General features: G+C 71.1%; 19 protein-coding genes. 13 read left to right on the top strand and 6 right to left on the bottom strand.

Going from position 1 to position 21,355, the window contains the following annotated elements; all coding sequences use genetic code 11:
• Positions 1-243: 243 nt before the first annotated feature.
• The 13 genes from CRM89_RS10155 (at position 244) to CRM89_RS10100 (ending at position 13,488) form a co-directional block, all read left to right on the top strand.
• Positions 244-1,014, top strand: coding sequence for a hypothetical protein (locus CRM89_RS10155; protein WP_147296475.1), 771 nt, complete (start codon positions 244-246; stop codon positions 1,012-1,014).
• A gap of 191 nt (positions 1,015-1,205) precedes the next feature.
• Complete coding sequence (locus tag CRM89_RS10150) at positions 1,206-2,261, top strand: cutinase family protein (protein WP_228788368.1); 1,056 nt, start codon at positions 1,206-1,208, stop codon at positions 2,259-2,261.
• Positions 2,258-3,400: a lipase family protein gene (locus CRM89_RS10145; RefSeq protein ID WP_098083847.1), complete on the top strand. Its 1,143-nt coding sequence runs from the start codon at positions 2,258-2,260 to the stop codon at positions 3,398-3,400. Before CRM89_RS10150 ends, CRM89_RS10145 begins: the two co-directional genes overlap by 4 nt.
• Before the next feature lie 116 nt (positions 3,401-3,516).
• Entirely contained in the window at positions 3,517-4,266 is a 750-nt protein-coding gene (locus CRM89_RS10140; RefSeq protein WP_098083846.1) for a hypothetical protein, read from the top strand.
• Between the two features lie 10 nt (positions 4,267-4,276).
• Positions 4,277-6,061 carry a BTAD domain-containing putative transcriptional regulator gene (locus CRM89_RS10135; protein ID WP_098083845.1) on the top strand — a complete coding sequence of 595 codons (1,785 nt, stop codon included), beginning with the start codon at positions 4,277-4,279 and terminating at the stop codon, positions 6,059-6,061.
• 746 nt (positions 6,062-6,807) lie between these two features.
• A complete protein-coding gene (locus tag CRM89_RS10130) occupies positions 6,808-8,019 on the top strand; it encodes an AAA family ATPase (RefSeq protein WP_098083844.1) in 1,212 nt (403 codons plus the stop codon).
• A 41-nt stretch (positions 8,020-8,060) separates the two neighbouring features.
• A complete protein-coding gene (locus CRM89_RS10125; RefSeq protein WP_253805088.1) occupies positions 8,061-9,878 on the top strand; it encodes a VWA domain-containing protein in 1,818 nt (605 codons plus the stop codon).
• 127 nt (positions 9,879-10,005) lie between these two features.
• Positions 10,006-10,359 (top strand): hypothetical protein, encoded by a 354-nt coding sequence (locus CRM89_RS10120; protein ID WP_098083843.1) that lies wholly within the window; start codon positions 10,006-10,008, stop codon positions 10,357-10,359.
• Between the two features lie 14 nt (positions 10,360-10,373).
• Positions 10,374-10,541, top strand: coding sequence for a hypothetical protein (locus tag CRM89_RS30880; RefSeq protein WP_172964470.1), 168 nt, complete (start codon positions 10,374-10,376; stop codon positions 10,539-10,541).
• Between the two features lie 202 nt (positions 10,542-10,743).
• Positions 10,744-11,055, top strand: coding sequence for a hypothetical protein (locus CRM89_RS10115; RefSeq protein ID WP_098083842.1), 312 nt, complete (start codon positions 10,744-10,746; stop codon positions 11,053-11,055).
• 40 nt (positions 11,056-11,095) lie between these two features.
• Complete coding sequence (locus CRM89_RS10110; protein WP_098083841.1) at positions 11,096-11,440, top strand: hypothetical protein; 345 nt, start codon at positions 11,096-11,098, stop codon at positions 11,438-11,440.
• A gap of 319 nt (positions 11,441-11,759) precedes the next feature.
• Positions 11,760-12,914, top strand: coding sequence for a hypothetical protein (locus tag CRM89_RS30875; RefSeq protein WP_098083840.1), 1,155 nt, complete (start codon positions 11,760-11,762; stop codon positions 12,912-12,914).
• Between the two features lie 91 nt (positions 12,915-13,005).
• The gene (locus tag CRM89_RS10100; RefSeq protein WP_098083839.1) at positions 13,006-13,488 is read left to right on the top strand and encodes a hypothetical protein; all 483 of its coding nucleotides are present in this window, start codon (positions 13,006-13,008) and stop codon (positions 13,486-13,488) included.
• A gap of 89 nt (positions 13,489-13,577) precedes the next feature.
• On the opposite strand, the gene CRM89_RS10095 is transcribed toward CRM89_RS10100, so the two are convergent.
• The 6 genes from CRM89_RS10095 to CRM89_RS10070 all read right to left on the bottom strand — a co-directional run bounded on the left by CRM89_RS10095 (position 13,578) and on the right by CRM89_RS10070 (position 21,327).
• Positions 13,578-15,008 (bottom strand): cutinase family protein, encoded by a 1,431-nt coding sequence (locus tag CRM89_RS10095; protein ID WP_098083838.1) that lies wholly within the window; start codon positions 15,006-15,008, stop codon positions 13,578-13,580.
• A gap of 29 nt (positions 15,009-15,037) precedes the next feature.
• Positions 15,038-16,048 carry a bifunctional lytic transglycosylase/C40 family peptidase gene (locus CRM89_RS10090; protein WP_098083837.1) on the bottom strand — a complete coding sequence of 337 codons (1,011 nt, stop codon included), beginning with the start codon at positions 16,046-16,048 and terminating at the stop codon, positions 15,038-15,040.
• A gap of 7 nt (positions 16,049-16,055) precedes the next feature.
• On the bottom strand, positions 16,056-17,081 hold the full coding sequence (locus CRM89_RS10085; protein ID WP_098083836.1) for a replication-relaxation family protein: 1,026 nt from the start codon (positions 17,079-17,081) through the stop codon (positions 16,056-16,058).
• Between the two features lie 88 nt (positions 17,082-17,169).
• Positions 17,170-19,623 carry a type IV secretory system conjugative DNA transfer family protein gene (locus CRM89_RS10080; RefSeq protein ID WP_216641969.1) on the bottom strand — a complete coding sequence of 818 codons (2,454 nt, stop codon included), beginning with the start codon at positions 19,621-19,623 and terminating at the stop codon, positions 17,170-17,172.
• Entirely contained in the window at positions 19,620-20,633 is a 1,014-nt protein-coding gene (locus tag CRM89_RS10075; protein ID WP_098083834.1) for a TRM11 family methyltransferase, read from the bottom strand. The genes CRM89_RS10080 and CRM89_RS10075 overlap by 4 nt, the downstream gene beginning before the upstream one ends.
• 49 nt (positions 20,634-20,682) lie before the next feature.
• Entirely contained in the window at positions 20,683-21,327 is a 645-nt protein-coding gene (locus tag CRM89_RS10070; protein ID WP_127516112.1) for a hypothetical protein, read from the bottom strand.
• Between the last annotated feature and the right edge of the window lie 28 nt (positions 21,328-21,355).

The following is a 21,355-nucleotide window of genomic DNA, read 5'->3' as shown; positions in this document are numbered from 1 at the left end:
GGAATCTCCCGGCGGGGACCGGCGGCTTCATTCGCCTCAAAACTTCCTATTGCTTCTCTGCTTCATTCCTTCATTCCTTCCTTTACCTGAAAGGAGTCATTTGTCATGTCCAAAAACGGTGCTACATCGTCAACGGTCGTGTCCGTCGGGCCGCTCTACGGTGCCGGAGGCCGGTGCATTCGCCGAGGCCATGAGGGCTGGATGCTGTGGGGTGGCCGTGCGGTCGCTGCGGGTGCGGTGCCTGTGCTGATGGTGTTGGCCGCCCAGCCCGCGAGTGCGATGGCGCCGTTGGCCCCGATCGCGGACCAGCCCGGCGTCACCGCCCCGGCCCAACCCGGAACCGATACTCCCGCACCGCCTCCGGCCCCCGTCGAACCGGAACCGCCGGTGTATGTCGAACAGCCGCCCGAGATCCGCAACGGACCGGAACCGCGCCCGGAACCCTCACCCGCGCCCGCCCCGCCGGTGTATCTGATGGAACTGCACTCGCCGGAACCGGTGGAGCCGGTCGCGCCGATCGAACCGCCCCCGGACACGATCCGGATCGGGACGGCGGTGTTCCCCGACCCCGAATGGTTGCCCCCGGAGGTCGGCGACACGATCAACACCGTCAGCGCCGACCTGGAAGCCCAGGCCGCGACGTTCCTCGACTCGGTCGGGCTGCCTGCCGGGCGCTCGGACCGCGTCGCCGGTGCCACCGTCGCCGGAGCCGGAGCGGGTGGCGCGATCGGCGGCGCGCTCACCGGTGCCCCGGCGGCAGCGGTCGGTGCTGTCGTGGGAGGGCTCGCGGGAGGCACGATCGGCGGAATCGCCGGAGCCGCCATCGGCACCGTGATCGCGATCCCGGTGATCGGCACCGTCACCTCCGGTGTCGCCGGTACCGCGTTGGGAGCGGCGGCCGGGGCAGCAGCCGGGGCCGCCGTCGCTGGTGTGCCTGCCGCCGCGCTAGGGGCGTTGGTCGGTGGCACGGTCGGTGCGGGGTTCGGTGCCGGGGTGGGGGTCGGGCAGCCATGACCGGGCTACGCCTGCTCACCACCGCGACCGTCGCCGCCGCGACCGTCGCCGCTGTCCTCGGCCCCACGAGCGCGGGCCCTGCGAGTGCGCAGCCCGAGGTCGCCGGCCAAGGCTGCCCGGCTCTGTGGGTCCTCGGTGTGCAGGGGACCTCAGAGTCTTCGCCGAGCGCTTCGACGACCGCGGACTCGGGGATGCTGGGTCACCTGCTCGGCCCGGTGGCCGCCGCCGATCCGAGTCTGATCGCACGTTCCTACATCAGCTATCCGGCATCGTTCGGTGGCGCACCGGGCACCGGTGGTGGCACCGATCCGTATGCGGCCTCGGCCAGCGCGGGACTGAACACGCTGCTGGCCGAGTCCGAGCGTGTTGCGGGGATCTGCCCGGGGACCTCGCAGGCCATTGTCGGTTATTCCCAAGGCGCACAAGTCGTGTCCGGGTTCGCGCAGATGGTCGGGGCCGGGGAAGGCCCTGTGGCGCCTGCGCGAGTCGCCGCGGTGATCCTGTACTCCGACCCCGACCGTGCCCCCGGTTCACCGGTCATCGCGGGACGCCCCGGGCAGACGATTCCGGACGCGCCCCCCGGGACGAGCGGGGCGGCGGTGTCGCGGGTGAGCTTGAGTTCGGCTGTCGCTTCCGGTGGCGGGATCGCCACCACGTCCGGGGTCGACTACGGCGAGTTGACGGGCCGGGTTGCCAACATCTGTGTCGAGGGTGACCTCAGCTGCGCGGCACCCGACCGGGCCGCCTTGCTGCGGGTCGCCGCGCAGATCGCCGCCCAGGCCGACCTGCGTGACCCAATCGCCGCAGTCGGCTCGATCCAGTCGTTGTTGTCAGGTGCAATCGGGGATGCCTGGACCACGGTGGTGCTCAACGACTTCCATGTCGGGCCCAGCACGGTGGCTTACGTGCCCGCGGCGAGTCTGGCCGAGCGTCTCACCGAGGCCGCAGACTCGCGTACCCCGGCACCGGGCCCGGACGAGACCGCCGCCGCGACCGCGCGGTGGGCCGAGATCACGGCCACGGTCGCCGCCAACCCGTTGGCCACGCTGCCGCCGCTGACGGCGGGACTGTCGGCGGCGTGGGGCCAGCTCGTCTCCGACAACGCCGACTTGGTCAATCCTGCGGTGTTGTTGCGCTACACCGACATTCCTGCCCGCCACACCGGCTATGCCGCGTCAGGGCACATCGCCAGCGGGGCCGCGTGGCTGACCGCCGCTGCCCACGACCTCGCCGGAGGCAACCAATGACCATCAGCGACTTCTACACCACCCCCGTTCTCCCCGAAGGGGCGCGTCCGGGCGACATCGTGCGCCTGCGACCGGTTTTCGTCCCGCAGCTGGCGGACGCGGCCGGGGCGTGGCAACTCGTCTACGTCTCCAGCGATTCCCGCTCCCAGCCGATCGCGGCCTCGGCGATCGTCCTCATCCCTGAGACCAAGCCGAAACCAGGGACCGGTGCGATCCTGCTCTACTGCCCACCTTTCCGCGGACTCGGCGGGCATTGCGCGCCCTCGCAACTGCTCGCGACCGGCGCCGAGTACGACCTCGCCGGCATCGAATCCACTCTCAAGCGAGGCTGGGTCGTCGCCATCCCTGACGGGCAAGGACTCGGCGCGGGCACCGGCCCGCACACCTTCCTCGCCGCCCGCGCCGCCGGTGCCAAACCGGTCCTCGACCTGGCCCGCGCGGTCTACCGCGCCTCGGATCTGGACCTGCCCGTCGCCCCGGTAGTTGCCTGGGGGTACGCCGACGGCGGTCGGGTCGCGGCCGTCGCGGGCGAGTTGCAACCGTGGTACGCGCCCGAGATCGACCTGCGCGGTGTCGCCGCCGGAGCGGTCTTCTCCGATCTGGCGGTCCTGGCCCCGTTGATCAGCCGGGGCACCCGCAGAGGTATCGCGGGGTTGGCGTTCGCCGGGCTGATCGGGTTGTCTCACGCCTACAACCAGCTCCCGCTGCGGCACGTGCTCAACGAGGACGGGCTCGCCGCCGCCGCCGAGGCCCGTCACCTCACCGTCGTCGAACTGCTGCAACGCTTCCCTCAACCCTTGGCGCACTGGTGCCGCGACCGTGACCCGTGGAACGACCACTGGTGGCGACGAGTCCTCGCACTGGAGTCGCTGGCACACGTGAAATCGTCTGTGCCGCTGCACCTCTACCACGGCGAGCTGGACCTGGTCGTGCCGGTGCGATCAGGGCGGCGCGCCATGATCGCCTACCGGCAGCGCGGCACGAACGTTGACTGGCGCGAATACGACGGCGACCACCGCTCCACCGCGCACTGGGCGATCTCCGATGTCCTGGCCCGGCTCACCACCGACATCGCCAACGGTCCGGTGTCCCAGCCGATCCCGGCTCAAGACGAGGCCGAGGCGAGGCGAGGCGCGTGAGCCGCCCCTGAACCCCTCCGGGGGAACCTGCCCGCACCCGGGCACCCCACTTCCCCCACCACCGGGGTGCGGGCAGGCCCCCGGAGACACCACTGATCCGAGTCGAGGCGAGATGAATGCCGAGGTACCCGCGCAACCCACCTGAGAACGAGGACGACGAGGTCGACGCCTGGGTCGAGCTGCCCCCGGCTGTTGTGGACCTGCGCCTCGTCGCCGACACCGGCACCGACCATGATCTCGGTGAGCCCGACGAGCCGCTCCTGCCGGAGCAGTTCTGGTACCACCGGATACGCGACACTCCCAGCGCGGCCGACACCCCCGGGATTCCCCGTTGGGGGACCGGGCTAGGGGAGCGGCTGCCGCGCGGAGCCTGGGCCGCGCTGGCGGCCACGATCGCCGTCCTGGCCGGGGTGCTGCTCGCATCGCCCGGGAAGACCGGCGACAGCGGAGCGCAAGTACCGGCCACGGCCGCACCACCCACCTCGACCACGCCAGTGCAGGGCCCGTGCACCGGGCTCACCGGCGAGGTGGTCACCGAGCAGGCCGGTGACCCGACGACCTTGGCCGGGGTGATCGCCTCCTTCGAGGCCGCCTACTACATCCACCGCGACGCCGGGAAGGCGATGCCGTTGCTCGCGCCCGAGAGCGGCATCACCTTCGAGGGACTCGCCGCGGGAATCGCCTCGATCCCGCCCGGTACCCGCCACTGCGTCGCGATCACCCCGATCGCCCCGACCACCGCCAACGTTCACATCGCCGAGATCCGCCCGGACCGCACCCGGACCGACTACCTCCAACTGATCAACACCCGACCCGCCGACAGCGGGGGCGCGTTGCTGATCTCCAACGTCCAGAAGCAGGGATAGGAGCCCACCGATGAGGCCGCAGGCGCCCTACCTGATCGCCGTCGCAGGACTGAGCTCGCGCGCGGGAACCACCACGACCACCGTCGCGCTCGCCCACACCTGGCCCGGACCCGAAACCGCCCTCATCGTCGAGGCCGACCCCGCAGGCGGCCAGCTCGCCGACATGGTCGGCGCGGACCCCTATCTGGGTTCGGCGAGCCTGGCCCGCCGAACCGCCCTCGGTGTGCCCATGACAGGGGAGCTGCTGGGCCAGCACGTGCAGTATCTGCCTGGCGGGCAGGCGTTCCTGGCAGCCCCGCCCGGGCATGCCCCCGACGACCCGGTCCCGGCTGCTGCGCTACTGACGGATCTGGACCGGGGTTGGCGTGGGTTCGGCGCGGTGGTGTTCGCCGATTGCGGTGTCCCCGAGCCGGGTGCGCCCGCGCACCCGGTCATCGCTGCCGCCGACTCCGCCCTGTTCGTGGTCCGCGCCGAGCACATCGACCCCGAGACCGCCGCCCAGCGGGTCCTCGACCTCACCCGCCGTCGGCGCCCCCGGGGCCTAGTGGTGATCGGCGGCAGCCGCGCTTACATCGACGCGATCGGATTCCCCGTCGTCGGCGAGCTGCCGGTCTCCCGCTCCGGTGCCCGTGCCCTGCTGACCGGCCGCCGCTCCCGCCAGCACCTCATCCCGCCCGCACGCGGCACCATCACCGCCGTCGAGATCGAACTGCGCCGCTACGAACGCACCGGCCAGTTCGACCCACCCCACATCGGACAATCTGCCCGCCACCAAGGCCGTCCGGTGCGGCGCACTCGCCGCGGCGAGGACGCGCCCAGGATCTATGCCATCGACCCCGCCACCGTGCCGACGCCGCGCCTTCGCCCGCGTGAGCCCGTCGTGGTCGATACCACCGAAACACCGGCCTCTGAACCGGTGCTCGCGGTGGCGGCCGAGGATGCCGGCCAACCCGCAGAAGGTGACCTCGCCGCGGTGCCCGAGCCGAGCCCGCACCTCGAGACCACTGAGCCTGCACCGGGGCCGACACCGGCCGACGGCGCGCCCGCGCTGGCAGTGCGGGTGTTCGGGCCCACCCGCATCTTCTGGAACGACGCCGAAACCGGTGAGAGCGTGGAAATCACCACCCAACTACAACCGCGTGCCCGCGAACTGGTGGCTGTGCTCGCCCTGCATCCCGAGGGTTTGCCACGCCAGCAGCTGATCGAGCGGCTGTGGGGTGAGCGGCCCGGCACCCGGGGCAGCAGCGCCTTGGCGAACACCCTGAGCCGCTTGCGTGCCGCGCTGGGCACCGCCACCGGCGGACAGGTCAGCGAAGTACTCGCCGAGGACCGCACCCAGGTCCGGCTGTCGAGCCAGGTGGGGGTGGACTACTGGGACTTCAACGCAGCGGTGGCTCAACGTCGCCACGCGCGCAGCGACTCCGAGCAGGCGGATGCCGCCCGCTGTATCGCGGCGCTGGCCACAAGCGAGCTGGCCAGCGACCTCACCGACACCTGGGTTCAATCCCTGCGCGAATCGGCCCGGCGGACCTCGCTCAACGCCTTGAGCTGGCTGGCGACCCGTAGCAGCACCGACCTCGACGCGACCTTGGGAATGCTCGAGACCGCCGTGGAAAACGACCCCTACAACGAGGCGGTCTGGCACGACCTCCTACGCCTGCACGCCCGTCGCGGGGAAACCGCCGCACTCACCCGCACCTACCGACTCCTGACCCGGCGGCTTTCCGAGATTGGGCAGCGTCCGAGTCCAGAAACCCGCCAACTCCTCGAACAGCTCCGCAGCGCCCAGAAATAGAGTTGAATGCTGGCGTCCATTACCGCTCGCGCGGCATGTCAATTAATGTAGAAGCCGGAATTCCGGTTGTTCTGGCACTGACTTAAAATGCGTGCCAGGGGTAGTGGAATGTCTAATCGAATTGTATTCGGGACGGTTTCCTCGCCGCTGAACACTCCGTGCTCGGCTGTGGGTGTAGCTGCGGTGAGCCTGAGTGGCTCGATGAAAAAAGATCGGTGCGTCGTTCCATGGTGGGTTTCGATGCGCGATTCGGTGCGAAGATTGGAACGACGCACCCTCTGCGAGTCATATAGGCAGGTCGGGCGGCGGATATCCGCGCGGATATCATCGGGGATTGTCTATCCACAAAGATGGATAGACATGCTCGTGCGGGCTCTCTCGCGTGGTTGGCCGTGCTCTCGAATGACTCGCTTCCCGCTGCTGTATCTCCATCTTCCGCGATCTTCCCCGCTCCTCCAATTTGTAATTTTATTGTCTTTTTTGGGTCTTTGTCGGCCGAGGTGTGGTGTGCGCTGGTGAGGCTGCTTGCATGGCGCATTCCGGAATTGCGTAGTCGGGCTCGCGGTTGTCCGGAAAAATTCCGGAAAATTGAGCTGTTTTCGGGGTTGTGAGGCTGTTCGAGGTCGAGCTAGCGTCGACCACGTTCCCGGAATTCGCCGGGAAATTCGCAGAAATCCGAATGGCGGCCACGCCGCACGTATGCCGAAAACGGCCACGAATTCGGAACCGGAATTGCAGGAGTCGCAATGCCCACCACACCCGCCCCCGCCGCTACCGCTGCACCGGCCGCCGGTCGCCTGCCCAACGGTGAACTGCGCCGCATGGTGGCCGCTGCGCTGGCCGCCGACCCCGTCCGCGAACAGTCGCCCCGCGAAATCGCCACGGGGCTCGGCCGGTCTTCCGGCGCGGTCGGCAACGCTCTCGAGGCGTTGACCGCCGCCGGGCACGCCGAACGCACCTCGGCCGCGCCCCGCCGCTACCGCGCCACCGCCACCACGACTACCGCCGCCACCCCGGCCGCCCCGGCCGCTACCGCCCCGGCCCCGGCCGCGCCTGCCACCCCGGCGGCCCCGGCCCCCAGCAAGCCGAAACCGGCCCGCCGCACCAAGAAATCCGCCACCCCGGCCCCGGCCGCGCCCGCCGCCCCGGCGGCCCCGGCCCGCACGGGTAACACGGTGGCCCGGCCGAACGGGCAGGACTACCACCTGCGCCAGCTCGCCGGGCGCGCCGATGTGGAGGTGTTGCAGACCATGCGCGCGGCCGAGGTTCCGGTGCTGCTGTACGGTCCGCCCGGCACCGGGAAGACCTCGCTCATCGAGGCCGCCTACGGCGACCTGTTGACGGTGCAGGGCGACGGGGACACTACGGTCGCCGATTTCGTGGGCGAGTACACCCAAACCCCCGACGGCCGTTTCATTTTCGTGGACGGGCCCCTCGTTCGGGCGATGAAAGAGGGCCGGGTGCTGTTCATCGACGACGCGACCCTGATCTCGCCGACCGTGCTGGCGGCGGTGTATCCGGCGATGGACGGGCGAAAAGAGCTGGTGGTCAAAGCAACCGGCACGGTGGTGAAGGCCGAGCCCGGGTTCTTCGTGGTGGCCGGGCACAACCCCGGCGTGCACGGGGCCATCCTGTCCGACGCGCTGAGTTCCCGGTTCGCGTTCCAGGTGCGCGTGGTGTCCGACCTCGACCTCGCCGCCCAGCTCGGGGTGGAACGACGCGCGGTGAAAGTGGCGCGCGAGCTGGCCGCCCGGCAGGCCAAGGGCGAGGTCGGGTGGGCCCCGCAACTGCGCGAGCTGCTGGCGTTCCGCAAGATCGCCGCCGCCACCGACCCCGACACCGCGATGGCCAACCTCCTCGGGGCCGCCCCCGAAGAGGACCGCGACGTGGTGGCCGCCGTGATGAAAACCGTGTGCGGCACCACCCACACCCCGCTCGCCCTCGGCCCCCGCCTCTAACTACTACCCGCCGCCCGCACGCCCGAAAGGTATTGCCTGCCATGACCGGCCACGTGATCGCCGCCCCTGCCCCCGCTAGCCCCGCCGCGCCCGCCACCCCGGGCACCGGCACCGCTTCCGCCCCGGCCGCCGCCGGGGCGGGGGCGGCCCCCGCCGCCACGCCTGCCACCTCCGCCCCGACGTCTGTGCCGGTGACCGGGGGATGGGCCACCCTGTCGGCCGCCATGACCGCCGAGGTTCCGCCGATCGCCGACCGTGACGACCTGACGGTGAGCATCGCGCCCGGTGCCGCGTTCGGTCACCCGGCGGTGTTCGTGCCAGCGCTGGCCGCCATCGAACTCGACGGGTCCCGACTCAAGATCGACCCGGCCGCCGCGCGCCCGGCCCGCAACAGTGACCGCAACAACTACCCGGCGGTGTGGGGTGCGTTGGTGCACGAGTGCGCGCACGCCAAACACTCGGTGTGGCGGGCCCCGCTGCTGGCACACCCGGAGGTGGTGAAGGCGGCGAAACTGCTGGAAGAGTCGCGCATCGAGGCCGCCCAGATTCGCCGCCGCCCCGATGACCGGCATTGGTTGCGCGCCAGCGCCACCGAGATCGTGATCGGCGACAACGGCGGCCAAACCGCCGCCGCCCACCTCCCACGCACCGCCTACGCCGCCGCCCACAACGCCGCCCTCGTGCTCGGCCGGATCGACGCCGGGGTACTGACCGAGTCCGAATGCGCGCCGCTGGTGCGCGAGATCGAGTCCATCCTCGGCACCGACACCCTCACCAAGTTGCGTGCGATATGGCGCGAGGCCCACACCGTGGCCGATATCGACACCGCCGCCATGCTCGAACTCGGGCGGCGCTGGTTCGACATCGTGGGCCCCGAACCGCACGCCACACCGATACCGGCCTCGCTGTTGGGCGCGGCCATCGAGGCCACCGCCGCCGCCATCGCTGCCGAGGTCGCGGCGAACCCGGTGCCCGCCGACCCGGCCGAGTCCGCCGCCGCCGCGCGCGAGGCCGCCGCCGCCACTGCCGAACAGGCACAGCTGATGGCCGAGCACGTGTTCGGCGACGGTGAGACACCGGGGCGCTCGCGCACCGTAGCCCGCACCCGTACCCCGCTAACCACGGAACAGACCGCCGCGCGGGTGCTGGCCCGCGCGCTGGACACCGCCGCCGCCCGCGAACGCTCCACGGTGAAAACGACCTCGGTGGTCCCGCCGGGGCGGGTGCGGATGCGGGGTGTGCTGGCCCGGCAAGCCCAGCTCGCGGCCGGTGCCATCCCGACCGCCGAACCGTTCACCCGCACCTCCCGCAGAACGAGCCCGTACCCGCCGCTGCAGGTCGGCATCGCGTGCGATGTGTCCTCTTCGATGAGTGCGTTCGCCGCGCCGGTGTCCTCGGCCGCGTGGATCATCGCCCGCGCCGCCGAGCTGGCCGCGATGCCCGCCACCACCGCGACCGTGACCTTCGGCGCGAAGGTCACCCCGGTCACCTACCCGGGCACCGCCCCCGCCCAGGTCGCCGAGTTCGGTTGCCCGGACAAATACCACGCCCTCGCTGCCGCGACGGTCGCCCTCGACGGGGCCCTCGGCCTGTCACGGCCCGGCGCGACGCGGCTGCTGGTCGTCATCTCCGACGGCATCTACCGACCCCACGAACGCGCCGCCGCCCAGCGCCGACTCGACGCCGTACGCGCGGCCGGGTGCGCGGTGCTGTGGCTGGCCCCGAACACGGGCAGACGCCCCGGTCGGCCCGGGGCCCCGACTCCGCTGAACGGGGCGACCGTGCACGTGGTGACCGACCCGGCCACCACCGCCACCGCGATCGCCCGCGCCATCACTGCCGCCGTGCGCGCCGCCTAGCCCCCGGGCCCCGGGCGCACACCGCGCCCGGGACCGGGCCGCTACCGGTCACCGGCGCGGCCCTGCCATCACCCACCAACACCCCACCCGCCCCGGCCCGGGGCGGCAACGACAGGAGACACTCACCATGACCGACACCACCGCTATCGACCAGACCCCCGCCGACACCGACACCCGCGGCGAGGTGGTTTGCCCGATCGAGGTCGGCGACGAGGTCACCGGCCTCCACAACCGCACCTGGCGCGGCGTCGTGCTCCAGGTGTTCGACCACCACGTTCCCGAGTGCGTGATCGAAACCGCTACCGGCGGGCGAGGTTTCGCCGCCCCGTGGCTGCTCGTTCCCGCACACCAGGACCCCTCGGCACAGTGGCTCGACCGGATGCGCGCCTACCGGGATGCCAAACGCGACGAAGCACTCGCCCAGCTGCGCAGCGACCAGGAAGAACCGCCGAAACGGCGGAAACCCTCGCCCAGCGCCTGACCGAGATCGCGGCCATGCTGCGCGCGGGCCGTTTCCGCGACCCTGACGCCGAGGACCCCATCGAGCACGAGGGAACCGACATCGATGACGGTCTCGGGCACCTCGCCGAAACCCGGCAGCACCTCATCGACAGCGGTCGGCTCTCAGCCCCGGAAATCCGGCAGTACCTCGCCTTTGACTGAACCGGTCAGAGGTTGACGGATGGCACAAGCGCGGGCGAGTCGACCCGCTGAGTCCACTCGAACCCGCCGCCTGAACACCGGGTGCCCCGGGTGTGCAGCACGCCCAGGGGTACCCGGACCGGGCCGACATCGGCCACCGGTTCGGCCCAACCATCACCCACCCACCCCGCCCCGCACCCGGGGCGGCAACCAAGGAGACACCGTGACCGATCCCGCCATTCCCACCACAACCGCACTCGACGCGATCTACGTGATCGCCAACGCCGTCACCGGCGACCAGTTCGTCATCTACGCCTCGGGCACGCACGACGAGCGCGGCATGTTCACCGTCGCGCACGTGACCGGCGGCACGGGCGGCTATGCCGCCCCGCGTATCCACCTCGTGCACCCCGACGACATCGCCGCCTACGCCGCCGGGGCCGCCGAGAGGTTGCGTCGGGGCTCGCACGGGCACGCGGCGACGGTGTGGCTCGACCGCACCACCGGCCCCCTGCACACCCGCCTCGCCCGGTGAACCCGCCAGCGCCCCAACCGAACCCGAACAGGAGCACTCCGTGAAAGACACTCGCACCCACGACGAGGACGGTGTCATCAAACCGGGAGCCAAACTCAGCGGCAACGCCTACGTCGTGGTGAGGCTGCGCGACAGCGACGACCCGCCCGGCCGAATCCTGTTGGTAGGCAGGACGTGGCGCTGCGCGCACGGCTGCACCATCTGCGTCGAGTGCGCTGAAAGCTGGGAACTCGACCACCATGTGGACTACGAGCTGACCGGCGGCGGGCGACGACTTCGCGAGGCCCTCGACACCCAACCCGCCACCGGCAACACAGAACCTGCTGAGGCCGACTCCGGCGAGCCCGGCACCGACACGGCCGACTCGTCACCGGCGCACCCGTGACCGGGTCGTACGTCGAGTCCGCGGCTCGCGTGCCACGCGCCCGCGGCGAGGCCGCCGGCGTGAGGCGCCTCGCCATCCCCGAGTCAACACTGGCGACTCGAATTCCGCTCGCGCCGAGGCTATTACGGAATCAGACGAGAGGAATTCGCGACCGGATTCAATTTCCACATTCCGCTTGACATCACAGGCCCTATCGAGCGGTCATGGAAACCGGAACGGCACCGACCGCCCGGGGAATTTGCCCCGATCGGTGCGCATTCCGTCCCCCACCCGGGGACATCACCGAATTCACCACACCCATTTGTTGGAAGGAACCCCCATGTCGAAAACCAAGAACGCCGCCGTGGCCACGGAAACGGCCGCACCCACCCCGGAAAACGGTTCGCGGTCGGTGCCGGTGCCGCGCCGAGACAACACCCGGGCGTTGTGGGCGGCGCTGCGCGCCCACCCTGACAACACCACCGCCGCACTGGCCGACATCGCCGGGATCGGCCAGTCCACCGCGCGGCGTCTGCTGACCCAGTGGGAAACCGCCGGGTGCGCAAAGTCGCACACCGACCCCGCATCCCCCCGCGCGGCCAAGACCTGGACCCAGGGCACGGGCACACCCGCCACCATCGAACCGGACCCGGCCCCCACCACGCCCGCCGATCCGTGCCCGGCCGAACCCACCGATCCGGGCGCGGTGTCTCCTGAGACGGCCGAACCGGTCGGATCGACGCCCGAAACCGGCGAGCCTGCAACCGAATCCGCGACGGTGTCGGCGGCGGGGGTGCCCGCGTTGCACAGCGCCGAAGCTCGGGCACTGTGGAAGGCGCTGGAAACCCACCCCGGCAGCACCACCGCCGATCTGGCGGAAATTGCGGCCATCGGGACCATTGCGGCGCGGCATCTGCTGACGGAATGGGAACTCGCCGGGGCCGTGTGGGCGGCCACCGATCCGGGCAAGCCTCGGGCCGGGAAGAGCTGGACCGCCGGAGCGAAACCCGAACCGGCCCCGGCCCCGGCCGCGCCGGAAGCGGTGGCCACCACACCCGCCGAACCGGAGTCCGCACCGGCCGACCCCGTGACCCCGGAACCCGTTGTGGCCGAACCCACCGGGCCCGAACCGGCCACCCCCGCCGAACAGGCGGCCCCGGCCGACCCCGCGCCCGACACCACGCCGGAGACGGCGGTAGCCGCCCCCACAGGGGACGATCCCGCCACCGTGGCCCCGGAACCCCCGGCGGCGGCCCACAACGGCGCTGCGGGCGACGCGGAGTCGACGGTCGAACGCCTGCCCGCCGGTGCGCTGCGGGGACAGGTCGAGGACTTCCTGCACGAAAACCCCGGAAAGGAGTTCACCCCACACCAGATCGGCAAAGCCCTGGCCCGCTCCAGCGGCGCGGTCCACAACGCCCTGGTCAAGTTGACCGATGGCGGGACCGCGCGCCAGACCAGCACGGCCCCCAAGAAATTCACCCTCGCGTCCTGAAACTGGGCGATGCCGGAATCCCCGGAGCTCGTATCTCCGGGGAGTCCGACACCGCCCTCTCAATCTAACCCCCTGAGAAAGGTGCTCGACTATGTACTCCACCCCAACCCCCAAGGTCCTCGCCTCGGCCCTGTACCAGGTGTACGCCGACTCCAGCCACGCCCCCGACAGCCTCGAGCTGTGGATCGCCATCGCCGAGACGGCTGTGCGGGAGCTGCAGATGCCCGTGCTGGCCTCGTTGGTGCCGTGGGTGCCGATCGCGTTGCGCTACGAGCAGGTGACCACCGACGGTGAGTTCTTCCCACACAGCGGTGCGGTGCGTGTCATGACCGGCCCGTTGACCGGAACCCTGTACGGCGACCTCGAAACAGCCGCCCGCGAGGTGGTCGTGGCAACCCTGGACCAGCTGCCCGAACAGGACAGCGGGGACACCAGCGACGGCGGCAGTGGCAGCGGCAATGACGGTGACGAGCAGACCGTGACCATGTACAGGGCGTTGCCGTCGTGGCGGTTCCGCCACGACAGGGGCCCGGCCGCGCCGGGTCTGCGCGCGGTGCCGCCACTCATCTCCTGACCCGCCTGCCCGCTGAAACGGCCCGTGGTGCCGAGCATTCCGCTCGGCACCACGGGCCGTCTTATATGCGCTGTGCAGGCGGGCTCGGGCTACTTGCTGCGGTCGATGGCCTGGGCGATCCAGTCGGTCAGCATGGGCGCGGCGGTGTTGTAGCCGGTGGCGTCGAACGTGGCCGTGTGGCCGTCCTGGGCAGCCGGAACACCGGCATCCGTGCCGGTGGCGCTGCCCGTCGTGTCCGTGCCGCCGGTGGTGGCGGTGTAGGTGTTGGTCAGGGTGGGGAACTGCCCGCCGGTGAACGCTGCGGCGGTGGCCGAGACGAGATCGGCGGCGACCGGTGCCAGCCCGGTCAGCGTCAGCACCGCCGCGACCGGGTCGCCATCGGCGAGGAATTCCACGGCGGTCCAGGCGATCTCCTGTGCCCGGCCGACATCGGTGGCGATGCGGGAGATGTCGAGTCCGGCCAGGACACCGACGATCTCGGCGGCGATCGTGGCGACCCCGGTGGTGTCCAGCGGCGCGGCCAACGCCAGCGCCCGCGCTACCAGGCGCAGGTCGAGTCCATCGGCAAGCTCGATCAGCGGGGCGAACTGGTTGTTCAGGTCCCCGGAGACGCGGTGCACGCCGCGCACGTCTCCAGCGGTGACCAGCCCGGGCAGCTGGGCGAGGTCGGCCACGATCGCGGGCACGTTCGCAGTGAAACTGGCGAGCCCGCTGAGGACGGTGACGACCTGGGCGAGGACCTGGGACACGCTGATCTGCCCGGTTGAGCCCGACCCGATGCTGATGGTCGGTGTGCTCGTCGTCGTGGTCGGGGCTTTCGTCGTGGTGGTGGGCGCGGTGGTGCTGGTAGGAGCCGGAGTGGTCGTGGTGGCGGTGGTGAGGGCGCGGCTCACCGCGGCGAGGACAGGCGAGGACTCGGCGGTGGTCGAGCAGTAGCTGTCTCCGTCGAGGCACAGGGTGCGGACCCGGTCGGTCAGTTCGCCGAAGCCCTGCGCGCGTGGCCCGGTGACGCCCTGCCCGGAGACCGGGGTGCCGAGCTGGGCGGTGGTCGCATCGCGGCGCGGGTCCGAGACGAGCGCGACGGCGATGACGCGGGAGGCCGGGATCGGGCCGCCTTTGTTGCCGAGGGTGGTGGCGAGGTCGCCGGTGACCTCGGCGCCTTGGCCGTAGCCGGCCAAAACGGCTCGGGTGTCCGAGCACAGCCCTTTCACCGCCGCGGTGAGGTCGGCTCTGCTCACCGACCCCGCACCAGCGGTGGGCGCGAGCGTGCGGACCTCGATATCGGTGCCGTAGCGGGCGGTGAGCGATTCCCCGAGCTGGGTGAGGATTTCCCCCGGTGTGGTCTGTCCGTTGGTGGTTGTTTCGTAGGTGCCCAATGCCAGCAGCGCGGTCCAACGCGGGCACTGGGTACCGGTGCGGTCGGGTGTGGGTTCTGCGGCGGCGACACCGGCGGTCATGGTGGTCGCGGCGACGGCCGCGCACAGCGCGACGCGGATGGTTCGAGAGTGGTGGTGGCGCATGGAGTTTCTCCGTTCGAAGGTGGTGGTGTTCAGGGCGCGGCGGGGGAGTTGTGGTTGTGGGCTGGTGAGGGTCGGGTGGCGGTGTAGTAGTCGTCTCCGGACCACCGGTAGGGCGAGACTTGGACGGGTTCGTTGAAGGTGGGTGCGTGCACCATCTGGCCTGCGCCGAGGTAGATCCCGACGTGGTGGACGTCGCCGCCGGTGCTGTAGAAGACGAGGTCGCCGGGGGCGAGTTGGTCCTCGGATACCGGTGTGCCGGTGTGGACCTGGTCGTAGGTGGTGCGCGGGATGGAGATCCCGGCAGAGCGGTAGGCGGCCTGGGTGAGCCCCGAGCAGTCCCATCCGCCGTTCACCTCGGGCCCGTTGCCGCCCCACACGTACGGCAGGCCGAGCTGCGCGCAGGCGAACGAGATCACCTGTGCCGCTGTCGGGTTCGGCGGCGAGGCGGTGGTGCAGTCGCCGCCGGAGGTGTCGGGTGTGGTGGTGCGGTAGCGGGACGCCTGGTCGAGGACCTGGTCGACGTACCAGTCGGCGTGGTTGTAAGCGAAGATCGCGGAGTACATGTCGGCGGGTGCGCCGGAGTCGCACAGGTAGAACGCGGCGGCGTGGATGGCGTCGGAGGGGTTGTAGCGTGAGGGCGGGTTCGCTCCACCGGTGGGCAACGGGTGCCGGGCGATGACGGAGTCGAAGGTGGGAGCCAGGAATTGCATCGGCCCACCGGCCCCGGAGCTGTTCTCGCCGGAGGACACGCCGGGCAGGGTGGAGCGGCCGTGGTCGGTTTCGATCTTGCCGATCGCGGCGAGCACCGACCAGTTCAGGCCGGGGCAGTCCCCGGCGGCGTCCTGGTAGAGCACGAGCGTCTCGGCTGGGATGTCTTGCTGTGCTTCGGGGCTCGGGGTGGAGCCGGTGCCGGTCGAAGCTCCCGGGGCGGGTGCTGTGAGCGCTTGGTCGAACACGATGACCGTGGTGACCACGGTCGCGATGACGACGGTGAGGAACACGAACCCGGCGAATCCTGCCCCGAGTGCCTTGACCAGCATCGTCAGCTCACCAGGACTCGTAGGTCGGTGGCCGGGGTGCGGGTGGGGGCAAGGCGACGACGCCGCTCTGGGATACCCAGCCGGGGTCGAGTTCGCTGTCGGCGGCGGGCGGGGTGCGCCGGGGCCACATGGTGGCCAGCTGGTGCAGATGCGACCTGCGGTCGGTGTCGGTCTCCAGTGGTAGCCAGACCTGGTCGGCGGGGCTCGCCTCGTGGGTGGGGGCCAGGAGTTCGGCGGCGGCGGTGGCCACCGGCACTGCCTCGGGGTCGGGCAGCCGTTCCCATGTTCGGTGCAGCGCGGCACGGGCTTTGGTCTCGCGGGCGCTACTAGGCACCCACAGCAGGACGGGGGCGACGACGCCGGTGGTGCGCGCCAGCTCGGCGTAGCCGGTGAGCTTGGCCGCGACCCGCGACAGCGCCGTGGTGGATTCGAGGTCGTATTCGAGGTAGAAGTCGAGCACGGCTTCGGCGTGGCGGTAGCGGCCCCAAGCGTCGGGACGGGCGAGGTCTCCCCACAGGCGCTCGCAGCGGGTCTGGGACCACCACGCCAGGACTTGGGCGGGGTCGCCACGCTGATCGAGGGCGGGGTGGGCGATCAGGGCGGTGAACCACTCGACAACGCCGAGGGTGTGGGTCAGGTGCAGGCTGTGCCCGATGGCGAGCGCGCGCTGGTACTGGTAGCCAAGCTCGCGCACCGTGATTCCGGCTTCGGCGGCGAGGACGCCGGCTCCGGCCGGTGCGAGCACCCAGTGCATTGGCGCGCTGCCTCGGGCGCGCCAGGGGCGGAACCGTTCGAGGACGCCGTAGCGGTGGAGCAGGTTGAGCCGTCGCAGGGCGATGGGCTGGGTGGGGAAGGCCAGGTCGGTGAGCTGGTTGGTGGTCAAGACGCGGTGTTCGTAGAGCATGCGCAGGATCCAGCGGTCGCGCTCGGTCAGCCGGGAGACGAGCGCGGTGGGATCGAGGGGGCGGGGCCTGGTCCGGTTGTCGGGGCGGGGTCGGCGGTTGTCGGCCTGCTGGGCGGGGCGGGAAAGCATCGGTGGCACAACCTTTCTCAGGATGAAAAGAAGACGGGCGGTGGTAGTTGGTGAGGCGCGCTATGCGTGACCGGGTCACTCGTCGCGGTCAGGGGCCGGGTGCGGTGATGTGGGCGCGTGCGGCGGCGGAGATCTCGCGGGCGCGTCCGGGGATCGGTGGGTCCAGGGGGCGGGTGGTGAGGGTGAAGGGGCGGGCGTTGCGGCCGTCGACCAACAGCCGCGCGGCAGCGTGAAAGGCGTCGAGATGGGACAGGTCGTGCTCGGACAGCCACGGGTCGGTATGCCGGGCCAGATCGCGCGCGTCATCGGGGGACACGGCGAAGACGATCTTGTTGCGCGCATTCGCCGAGATACCGTCGCGCAGTTCGCGCGAGAGCTGACCCAAGTTCTGATGCGCCAGCAGCAGAGAGAGCCGGAGTCCGCGGGCTTCGGCGAGCATGTCCTCGATCGGCGTGCTCAGGTTGAGGAAGTTCTGTGCCTCGTCGAGCACGAGCGCGGCGTCAGGCCGGTCGGCGGCGGGCACCCGGGCCCTGGCGGTCACCGCCTGCCAGGTCCGGGCGACCAGCAGTGACCCGACCAGCCGTGAGGTTTCCTCGCCGAGTGAGCCCTTCGGCAACCGCGCGAGGCAGATGCCGCCGTGGTCGAGGACATCGCCGAAGTCCACGGTCGACGGGCCACCGGCGATGGCCGCGCGGACGAACGGGCGCAGCAAAAAGGCGCGCAGTTTGTTCAGTAGCGGGCCGGTGAGCTGGGCACGCCCGGTGTCGGAGAGCTGTTCATAGGAGTCCCAGAACCCGCGCAGGACCGGATCGGTGGTGGTGCGGGTGACCCGGGAACGGAAGGCGGACTCGGTGAGCAGACGGGGCAGGTCGGCCAGGGTGGCGGTGCCGGGTTGGGCGCATAACGTCAGCAGGCTCGCGCGCATGATGTCGTCGGTGCGCGGCCCCCACCACTGGTGAAAGATCCGGCGGAACACCGTGGTCAGGTTGTCGACCGCGAGATCCATTCCGGCGCGCCCGATCCGGCCGATGTCGAGCGGATTCACACACGGCGGAGCACTGGAAGCGTCGGCGTCGAAGAGCACTACCCGCTCACCCATGCGCGACGGCAGCCGCGACAAGACATCGGTGACCAGGTCGCCCTTCGGGTCGATGACGATCACCCCGCGCCCGGCCTCGGCGTCATCGAGGATCGTGCGCGCCAGCAGCGTGGATTTGCCGACGCCGGTGGGACCGAGAATGTGCAGGTGGTGGCGGGCGTCGCTGACTTTGACCGCGACCGGGCGGCGAGTGCCGGTGTCCGACATCCCCAACGGCTTCGTGTGTTCCCCACCGACGGGGATCTCCGGGGCCGGGGACAGAGCGCGGGCTCCGGCACGCTGCAGTCCCGGTAGCCCGTCTTCGGTGGGCAGATGGGCGATCGTGGCCAGCTCCGGCACCGACAACACATCCCCACGCCCGAGACGCCGCTCCCGGATCAACCGCTGAAGGCGCAAAGGGCGACGGCGACGCCGGTAGTAGTTGTGATCGGTGCACGCCCCGAATGTCGTGGCGAGCGCATCGGCGCGCCCGCGCGCCACCGCCCGCGCTGCCGCTGTCGAGTCGATCTCGGCGGGGTCGGTGGAGACCGGGATCGAGGCGGCATAGCGCACGACCGTTTCCCAGTGCGCCCCTCGCGCTTTGGCCGCCGCCGCGCGGGCGGCGGCGCTGTATTCGAGGGAGGTCTGCCGGTCGCTGGCCCGGCCGGTTCCTGCCCCGGCGGTAGCGCGGGAGGTGCGAGCGCTGTTCGAGCCGGGTGTGAGGAGGTCGAGGGCCTGGCACAGTAGTCCGGCCGCGACACCGGCCCGGGTACCCGTGCTCGCCGCGGAGCGGGTGGCTCGGGCGACGCGGCGGCCGGTGACCGGGCGGGCGAGGATCTGCACACACACGGCGTGGCCGGGGCCCAGATCGTCGGCGGCGGTGATCAGGTTGCGCACCAGATCACCGGAATGCTCGGTGCTCAACGGGAGCCCCTCGTGGCGCCCGAGACGCAGCTCGCCTCCGGCCACGACCCGCCGGATTCCCTTGACCGGGTTCGGCAGTGGCGGACGAGCGGGCTCAAGGGTGTCGGTGTGCGCGCCGGGCCACGCCGAGGCGACGGCCCGCTCGATCAGCCCGGGTGGGATCGCGCCGGGCACCCACAACCGGATCGCCGCGCCCTCTTCGGGGGTGACGGTGTACTCGAACCCCAGATGCGGCTGCCCCAACAGCGTCCTCGCCCACGCGGGGCGGAGCTGGCCGATGAGGTGGGCCCAGAAGGAGAGTGCGCCTTTGGCATCGACCTCCGGTGGGGTGAGCACGGTGATCTGACGGGCACGCGCACTCAGCCGGCCTCGCCGCCACCGGCCCACGAGCCCGACCGCGGCGAGCACCGCGACACCAGCCACCACCAGGAACAGGGCATCGGTGGACACGAGGGCGTGTTCGAGGGATTCGCGGAGGTCGGCCACGGCCCGGCCGGGCGCGAGAAGCGCCCGGCCCAGCCATCCCTGCTCGGGATTCACGCGGCCACCGATCCCGAGCCGGTGCTATCGGCACTCGGCAGTGTCGCCGCGCTGCCGAACGGGAACCGGCCTGCCGCGCGGCGGCGTTCGGTCGCCTCGGTGGCTTCGGGCTTGCGCAGGATGATGACGTCCTCGTGGGCGATGAGGTGCATCGGCAGCCCTGCCGCGCGCTGCTTGACGATGAAGTCGCGCTGGAAGAAGCTCGACCGGGCGACGAGTTCGCCCTCGGTGAGACGCCCGAGCAGCGCCACGCACCGCTCCACCGGCACCAGCCCGGCCAGCTCGCCGCAGGTGTAGAGGTGGGCGGGCAGCGGCACGAGTTCGGCGTGCTGACGCCACGGCCGGGCGGTGATCACCACATACCCGCCGGGAGCGAGGTAGTCGGCGGCCCCGGCCAGGATCTTCGTGAATCCCGACAGCAGGCGGCCGAGGCCGACGTTGGCCAAATTGCCTCGGTCCAGTAGCTGGCCATAGCGGTGGTTCTTCTTTACTACCGGGTCTTTGCGGTTGGCGCGCACATGCCCGTGCAGAGAATCGCCGTAGGGCGGGGAAGTGATGACCAACTTCGCCTGGCCGCGTAGCTCGGCCGGGATCAGCTCTCCCAGCTTGCGGGCGTCGCCGTGGAAGACGTCCGCGGCGAGATCGATCCCGGCCTCGCGGGCGAGCTCGATGTTGGTGCGCGCCAGCTCCGCCCACCGGCTCTCGTACTCCACCCCGACCGCGCGGCGACCCAAATGCAGGGACTCGACCAGGGTGGTGCCGATTCCACACATCGGGTCCAGGACGAGGTCCCCGGGCTGGGTGTAGGTGTTCACGGCGTGGGCGACGATGGCGGGGAACATCTTCGCCGGGTGGGCGGTGCTGTCGGGGTGGTAGCGGCCCCGCCGCTGGGCGGTGGGCGCGGTCTGCGCGGTGGCCCACACCGACACCGGCGCGACGGCCGGGGCGGTCTGTGCGGGGCTGCCGGAGGCGCTGTCGGCGGAGGCGGGGGTGGTCGGTTCGAGCGACATTCGGGCGTCCTTCACGTGAGAGTTCCGGTCGGGTACAGGGCGTGTGGGTTCAGCCATGGGCGGGCTGGAGGAAGACGAAGACGTCGGTGTGCGCGACCGTGTGGCGCGCGGTGCTCGAGGGCGTCGGCGAGGCGGGCGCGGTGATCCGGTGCCCGGAGATCGGGGCGGCGATGATGTGCTGGAGGTAGAGCAGATCGGCGGACTGCGCGGCGGCCACGACCGAACCGGCCGGGTCGAACAAGGTTCCGGAGTCGCTGTGTCGGCAACGGGAGAAAACGACCAGCAACCCGCCCATCGCGAGGACGTCGGTCGCGAGCGCAGTGATGTGTTCGGCGGCGGCGATCGGGTCGAGCTGATCGGCGAGCAGGCTCGCGACGACCAGATCCACCGGCGCGCCTGTCCACGTCCGGCCGGCGGGTGCGTCGAGTCCGTGGCGGCCCAGATCCCCGATCGTCGACAGTGCGGCGGCGGTGTCGGACTCGATGATCCGCAGCGTCCCCCGCGCGGTGGGGGCGGGCCAGCCCAGCAGCATCACCCGCGCGCCCGGCGCGGAGAATTCGGTGATCGTGTGGACCAGAGCCCGGTCGGGCCAGCGATCGGCGGGATCGAGCGGGTCGGGTCCCAGCGGCCACAAGGTCGAGGGGATCTGCACGGCATTGGTGCCAGAGCGCGGGCGGCGGGAAGGGGCAGTCATGAGGGGCCTCCTGAACGAGAGAGTGCTT

The organism is Nocardia sp. FDAARGOS_372 (genome assembly GCF_002554515.1).
GTDB lineage: Bacteria > Actinomycetota > Actinomycetes > Mycobacteriales > Mycobacteriaceae > Nocardia > Nocardia farcinica.
This window is presented reverse-complemented; position numbering and strand designations above follow the sequence as displayed.

Bases quoted from the DNA above. Each gene is read 5' to 3' on its own strand.
- CRM89_RS10150 (WP_228788368.1), top strand. From the start codon at position 1,206: ATGCTGGGTCACCTGCTCGGCCCGGTGGCCGCCGCCGATCCGAGTCTG.
- CRM89_RS10145 (WP_098083847.1), top strand. From the start codon at position 2,258: ATGACCATCAGCGACTTCTACACCACCCCCGTTCTCCCCGAAGGGGCG.
- CRM89_RS10140 (WP_098083846.1), top strand. From the start codon at position 3,517: ATGCCGAGGTACCCGCGCAACCCACCTGAGAACGAGGACGACGAGGTC.
- CRM89_RS10135 (WP_098083845.1), top strand. From the start codon at position 4,277: ATGAGGCCGCAGGCGCCCTACCTGATCGCCGTCGCAGGACTGAGCTCG.
- CRM89_RS10130 (WP_098083844.1), top strand. From the start codon at position 6,808: ATGCCCACCACACCCGCCCCCGCCGCTACCGCTGCACCGGCCGCCGGT.
- CRM89_RS10125 (WP_253805088.1), top strand. From the start codon at position 8,061: ATGACCGGCCACGTGATCGCCGCCCCTGCCCCCGCTAGCCCCGCCGCG.
- CRM89_RS10120 (WP_098083843.1), top strand. From the start codon at position 10,006: ATGACCGACACCACCGCTATCGACCAGACCCCCGCCGACACCGACACC.
- CRM89_RS30880 (WP_172964470.1), top strand. From the start codon at position 10,374: ATGCTGCGCGCGGGCCGTTTCCGCGACCCTGACGCCGAGGACCCCATC.
- CRM89_RS30875 (WP_098083840.1), top strand. From the start codon at position 11,760: ATGTCGAAAACCAAGAACGCCGCCGTGGCCACGGAAACGGCCGCACCC.
- CRM89_RS10100 (WP_098083839.1), top strand. From the start codon at position 13,006: ATGTACTCCACCCCAACCCCCAAGGTCCTCGCCTCGGCCCTGTACCAG.
- CRM89_RS10095 (WP_098083838.1), bottom strand. From the start codon at position 15,008: ATGCGCCACCACCACTCTCGAACCATCCGCGTCGCGCTGTGCGCGGCC.
- CRM89_RS10090 (WP_098083837.1), bottom strand. From the start codon at position 16,048: ATGCTGGTCAAGGCACTCGGGGCAGGATTCGCCGGGTTCGTGTTCCTC.
- CRM89_RS10085 (WP_098083836.1), bottom strand. From the start codon at position 17,081: ATGCTTTCCCGCCCCGCCCAGCAGGCCGACAACCGCCGACCCCGCCCC.
- CRM89_RS10075 (WP_098083834.1), bottom strand. From the start codon at position 20,633: ATGTCGCTCGAACCGACCACCCCCGCCTCCGCCGACAGCGCCTCCGGC.
- CRM89_RS10070 (WP_127516112.1), bottom strand. From the start codon at position 21,327: ATGACTGCCCCTTCCCGCCGCCCGCGCTCTGGCACCAATGCCGTGCAG.